The 6,439-nt window shown below is 45.4% G+C and carries 3 protein-coding genes and 1 pseudogene; 1 reads left to right on the top strand and 3 read right to left on the bottom strand.

The features are described 5' to 3' along the window. Positions 1 to 134: 134 nt before the first annotated feature. From T538_RS0110555 to T538_RS0110565, 3 genes are all read right to left on the bottom strand, one after another. The gene (locus T538_RS0110555; RefSeq protein ID WP_031533716.1) at positions 135 to 1,139 is read right to left on the bottom strand and encodes a 2-oxoacid:ferredoxin oxidoreductase subunit beta; all 1,005 of its coding nucleotides are present in this window, start codon (positions 1,137 to 1,139) and stop codon (positions 135 to 137) included. A gap of 16 nt (positions 1,140 to 1,155) precedes the next feature. Further along, on the bottom strand, positions 1,156 to 3,000 hold the full coding sequence (locus T538_RS0110560; RefSeq protein WP_031533715.1) for a 2-oxoacid:acceptor oxidoreductase subunit alpha: 1,845 nt from the start codon (positions 2,998 to 3,000) through the stop codon (positions 1,156 to 1,158). Positions 3,001 to 3,180: 180 nt separating this feature from the next. Beyond that, a complete protein-coding gene (locus tag T538_RS0110565) occupies positions 3,181 to 5,649 on the bottom strand; it encodes a TonB-dependent receptor (RefSeq protein WP_031541189.1) in 2,469 nt (822 codons plus the stop codon). 602 nt (positions 5,650 to 6,251) lie between these two features. Between T538_RS0110565 and T538_RS18410 the strand changes: the two are divergent. Beyond that, positions 6,252 to 6,439 (top strand): annotated as a pseudogene (locus T538_RS18410) (IS5/IS1182 family transposase); the annotation flags it as partial.

The following is a 6,439-nucleotide window of genomic DNA, read 5'->3' on the forward strand; positions in this document are numbered from 1 at the left end:
AAACTTCGCAAATATAAGAAAAATAAATTCGCCTTGCCTTATTTGACTTTATTTTTAACATCCTTTAATAAACAAAAAGCCTGAGGTGAAATCACTTCACCCCAAGCCCATATCTCATAAATTCAAATTCGGAATTATTTTACTTCCCAGATATCGTTAGTCTCAAGAAGTTCTGCAAAGTTATGATACTTCTTAGCTGCCTTAACCTCCTCAATCTGAGCCTCTACTGCATCGTTGTAAGTAGGAGCGTCAACATCACGGATAACACCGAGAGCAACAGGGAAGCCGTCATTGTCGCCCATCAAGGCAAGCTTCAGTTGCAATGTATTGTCCTCACAGTGAGCATCGTGAACAAGGATATCTTTCTCTGTGATACCGTTCTCGCCAATCTTTACAACCTTCAACCCGAAGCCATCCTGAACAAGACCGAACTCGCGGTTCTCACCGAAAATCAACGGTTCGCCATGCTTTACGTAGATGGCATTCTTTGCACGACCTGCCTTATCATAAACAGACTCGTGTGTTCCGTTGTTGAAGATAACGCAGTTCTGAAGAATCTCGCAAACTGCTGCACCCTTGTGGTTGTAAGCAGCCTTCAAGATGTCAACTGTTGCAGCAGCATCGGTGGCAACGGCGCGAGCGAAGAAGTGACCGCGAGCACCAAAGCAGAGTTCGGCTGGGCGGAATGGATCCTCAACAGTTCCGTAAGGAGATGACTTACTTACGAATCCGCGTGGAGATGTTGGAGAATACTGACCTTTTGTAAGACCATAGATTCGGTTGTTCAACAGAATCATGTTAAGGTCGATGTTACGACGGTTTGCGTGGATAAAGTGGTTACCACCGATAGCCAAGCCATCGCCATCGCCACTAACCTGCCATACAGTAAGCTTTGAGTTTGCAACCTTTGCTCCTGTTGCAATGGCAGCAGCACGACCGTGGATTGTATTCATGCCATAAGTAGCCATGTAGTGTGGCAAACGGCTTGAACAACCGATACCCGAGATAACCGCAGTATCGTACGGTGCTACACCAATCTCAGCCATTGCCTTCTGAAGAGATGCAAGAAATGCGTGGTCGCCGCATCCCGGACACCAGCGTGGCTGGCCCTTCTTAAAATCCTGAATTGTATATGCCATAATCGTAAAGTCTTAATTATTTGTTATAGATTTCAGTGAAGGCCTCAACCAACTCGTTTACAACGAAAGGCTGACCCTTTACTTGGTTGAACTGATATGGAACGAATCCATCTACCTTCATGCGAAGGAATGCAGCAAGCTGACCCATGTTCTGCTCGGCAACGACAACCTTCTTGTACTTCTTCAGAACCTCTGAAGCATTCTTTGGAAGTGGGTTGATGTACTTGAAGTGTGCCATAGCAACCTTCTTTCCGCTTGCGTTCATCTCTTCCATAGCAGCACGCAGATGACCGTATGTGCCACCGAAGCCGACGATAAGCAACTCAGCATCCTTGTCGCCGATAACCTCAAGGTCTGGAACAACGATATTATTAATCTTAGCCTGACGCTTGCGAGTCATCAAATCGTGGTTCTCTGGATTTGTTGAGATTGCGCCAGTCTTGTCGTCCTTCTCCAAACCACCAAGAATGTGCTGGAATCCTTCACGACCCGGAACAGCCCAATAGCGAGTACCATTCTCGGCACGCATGTATGGAGTCCATGTACCCTTCAGTTCCTCAGGAACGTATGGAGGGTTGATTGCAGGGAACTCAGCAAGGTTTGGCAACTTGAACGCGCCAGAACCGTTTGCAACGTAAGCATCGGTAAGAAGAACGACAGGAGTCATGTGCTCGAGCGCAATCTTACAAGCATTGTATGCAGCGTCGAAACAGTCGGTTGGAGATGTTGCTGCGATTACAGGAAGCGGAGACTCACCATTACGGCCAAACAAGCACTGAAGCAAGTCGGTCTGCTCGCTCTTTGTTGGAAGACCTGTTGCAGGACCACCACGCTGAACGTCGAGAACAACAAGAGGCAGCTCCATGATTACAGCAAGGTTCATAGCCTCTGATTTCAAGCAGATGCCAGGACCTGATGTTGAAGTTACGGCAAGAGCACCTGCGAATGATGCACCTACGGCTGAAGCACAGCCGGCAATCTCATCCTCACACTGAACTGTTGTAACGCCAAGGCTCTTGTGCTTAGAAAGTTCGTGAAGAACGTCGGTTGCAGGAGTGATAGGGTATGAACCAAGGTAAAGTTTCAAGCCAGCCTTCTCAGCAGCAGCGATGAAACCGTATGCTGTAGCCTTGTTACCTGTAATATCCATGTAACGTCCCGGCTCCTTAACCTTAGTCTCGATGCGATATACGTTAGCAGCAGAACTGTGAGTATTGTGTCCGAAATCGTAACCTGCCTGAATAACCTTGATGTTAGCCTCGGCAACACCCGGCTTCTTTGCAAACTTCTCCTTCAGGAAGTTGAAAGCTATGTCGAGGTCGCGGCTGAACAGCCAGCAAACCAATCCAAGAGCGAACATGTTACGGCACTTCAGCATTGACTTGTTGTCCATACCGCTATCTGCCAAGCAATCCTTAACCATCTGTGTGATGTTACAAGCAATAACGCGGTCTGGGTCGATGCCCATTTCACCAAGATAGTCAGGAGTCTTGAAGGCAGCCTTCTCCAAATCCTTCTCCTGGAAAGAATCAGTATCTATAATGATGGTAGCATTTGGCTTAGCGTACTTGTACTGTGTTTTCAAAGCAGCGGCATTCATTGCCACCAAAACGTCACAAAAGTCGCCGGGAGTATAAACCTTGCCAGCACCGATGTTTACCTGAAAGCCAGATACACCAGTAAGCGAACCTTGCGGGGCGCGGATATCTGCCGGATAGTCAGGGAAGGTGCTGATACTGTTACCTACAGTTGCTGAAACCGTAGAGAAGATGTTTCCGGCCAACTGCATTCCGTCGCCAGAATCTCCCGAGAAGCGAACAGCTACGCTGTCAAGCTCCTTAATTTCCAAATTTTCTGCCATATTTTTGATATTTGGTTTACTATATTATTAGTACAAACAAAATTCACTTTGCAAAAATCGCAAAGTTTTTCCATTTAACAAAATGTTTTAAAGCATATTCTTTCATTATTCAACAAAAAAGGACGCTTTTCTTATAAAGCGTCCCGTTTTTCGTATGTTTACTTACATTTTATTCATATTTTAATCATCAACGTTTCCATTGTAATCTGGCTGACCCTCAGCACCATCCGGCTGTGGCTTGCCTTTCTTTGCCTTTGCACGCATGTTTCCGAAGCTGTAGCTAAGCTGAATAGAGAAACGACGTCCGCCTCGCCAGCTCTCCGAATCCTGAGTATAGCCGTTTCCGCTTGTGATGCTGCGCATCTTTCGGCTGTCGAGAAGGTCGCGGGCGTTGATTGCAACGGTGAATTTCTTGTCGAAGAATGTCTTGCGCAATCCAAGGTCGAGCATGTAGCTTGACTTTCTCTTTCCTTGAGTAATAACTCTCTCGGCATCGTATCGGCCTGTTGCCTGAAACGAAATGCTGTAAGGAAGCATGAAACTTGCCATCATCTGGGCGTTCCACGAGAAGTTGTCATCGCTCAAAACCGTTACGGTCTGAGGCATTCCGTTGTCGAGGATATAGTTGAAGTTTCCGCCATCGAGTTTATAGTAGAACAGGTTCAGCGTTGTCGTAAGGTCAAGAATTTTGAACAGTTTGTTCTTGCTGATTATTTCAACTCCCGAGCTCAACGACTTGGCGATGTTCTCGTTTGTTGAGTATCTGATTCCGTCGAGAACATAGCTGATGTTCTGAATAACATCGGTTGTAGGGCGATAATACCCAGAGAACGACAACGTGTGAGCCTCCCAGTTCTTGATGTAGTTCAACTCGAACGAATTTGTGTACTCCGGAGTAAGTTGCGGATTTCCGTACGAGATATTTGTTGAGTCGCTAATGTTCTTGAACGAGTTCATCTGTCCGCCCCAAGGTCTACTCAGACGACGGGTGTAGTTAACCTGCAACTCCTGATTGTGCGGCAACTGATAACTCAAGAATGCCGTTGGGAACAGCGCAAAATAGTCTTTCTTGAATCGTGTAGGATCAACGTTCAGAAACTCCTGCTCATAGCTTCGGCTCTCGGCATCGACCTTCCAGTACTCGCCTCTCAAGCCAAGCTGATAGCCGAACTTCTCGCCTATACGGCTCTGGAAGTTTGCATATACGGCATGTATGTCCTGATTGTAGACGAATCGGTTGTAAAGACTCTTGATGATATCGGTCTTAGCCAAATCTGAATATGTAAATACAGGGCTGTTCTCTTTCGAAAGACGGCCGTTGTATCCAGCCTCGACTTTGCCTGCGCTTCCTATCGGCTGCTCGTAGTCGAGCTTTATCTCCCAGTTCTTAGGATTTATCTTCGTATCCTGAGACTGAAGGCTGTTCACCTTATCGCCGCCAACGAACTGCGTGTTCTGAGTGTACGAAGTCTCCATATCAGAGTTGAAACCGCTTCGGCTTACGTTGAAATCGAGCGTATGACTTGTCTTCCACTCGTGGCGATAGCCGAAATCAAAGTGGTTCATATTCATGTCGCTTATATTGTGAGTGAAGCGGTCGCGAGTGTACTCGCTTCCGATATAGTCGATGTTGGTGCGGCGATGACCGTGACCGAACATTCCCATATAACCCAAACTGATATCGTCTTTCTTTGTGAAATGCCAAGTGAATCCGGCACGCACAAATACGTTGTTGCCAATGTTCTTTCCTTTCGAATCTGAATTCAAGAAGCCTGTCTGATTTCCGTTTTCACCAAGATATGTACGGTTTGACACCGTTCCGTTCTTGTGAACGCGATGTCCGTAGCCAACATTAGCATAAGCATCGAACACACCGCTGCTGTAGTTGATGTTTGCTCCCAGACGACCGCCGCCCGTACTCAGACCACTTGCCTTTACACCGCCGTAATATCCGGCTTTGCGATCGCGCTTCAGAATGATGTTGATGATTCCGGCACTTCCTTCAGGACTGTACTTTGAAGATGGGTTTGTTATGACCTCAATCTTCTCGATACTCTCTGCCGGCATCTGCTGAAGGATGTCGCCACGATTGTCGCTGGTCATACCCTGCGCCTTGCCGTTAATCCAGATTGTAACACTCTGGCTTCCGCGCAGCGACACGTTACCTTCCGAATCTACTTCGACAGACGGGATTGTCTCCAACGCCTCGCTTGCAGAGCCGCCTACGGCTGCAAGGTTCTGGTCGAGATTGAAAACCTTCTTGTCGATGTCTAGTTTCATCGAACTCTTCTGTGCCACAATATTTACCTCTTGCAATGTCTTGCTGTCTTCTTGCAGAATGATGCTGTGAAGGTTTACACTATGGTTGTTCTGTGCAGACAGAGTAAAATCGCGGTTCACGCTTACATATCCCATGTACGAAACACTAAGGGTGTATGTTCCGTCGCCCAATCCGTCGATGTTAAAATTACCTTCAAGATCGGAAATAGTACCTTTGATAAGATTCTTCTGTCCTTTTTTGTAAACGCTAAGATTTACGAACTCTATCGGTTGCTTAGCCTTGTCTACTACCTTTCCCTTCACATTTCCAGCTACAATATCATTTATTGCAGCTCCTACCAGAAATAGTAGAATTAAAACTCTTTTCATTGTTACTGATAATATTACTCTCCTAATAAAACATATTTCGAGTCGCAAAAATAAGAAAAAAAAAAAATCGCACAACCTCTACGGCAAACTTCTTATTGTAAAACATACAATATTCGGTTATGTTTAGACCAAAAAGAGAATTATATTTACAATATTGTTTAAATATAATATTACCGATTTCGTCTATAAAATCCCCGATTTAACAGATTTTAACACAATATTGTCGATTTACATAGCCAACAAAGCAAAAAGTCAGACCGAAAACCGAGCGATTTTCAGTCTGACTTTTGTACCCCCGAGGGGAATTATAAAAGCATATTATTTAACTGATTATCAGCATATTTAATTTTCACAGGTAGCCAAAGGGTAGCCAAAACAAACACTACTATAGGTTTTCCCCCATAAATCCACTTAACATTTCACTCATACAAACCAGCAAATAAGCACCACTTAATTAAGTTCTATTACATACTACTTTAGAAACGATAAAAGAGGGTGTGTCAAAATAGGCACATCCTTTTTTATATCAAAGCCCCGACTTTCTCAAGCCAGGGCTTCGTTATGTCGTAAAGTTTTCGTATCTTTACAACATGCAATATAAAATGCAACAAAGATACCACTTTCGTCCGTATTCTCCAAATCAGACGATACTTTTTCCTCAGAGAATCGACAAGGACATTGCCCAGGACGACCCAGTCCGTCTTGTGAGCAGCGTAGTTAACAGTTTGGACTTGAGCGGTCTTCGCAAGCTGTACAAGGAGCGTGGCCGCAGCCCTTACGACCCGAAGAT

Source organism: Bacteroides sp. Ga6A2 (genome assembly GCF_000702225.1).
In the GTDB taxonomy this organism is placed as follows: Bacteria; Bacteroidota; Bacteroidia; order Bacteroidales; family Bacteroidaceae; genus Ga6A1.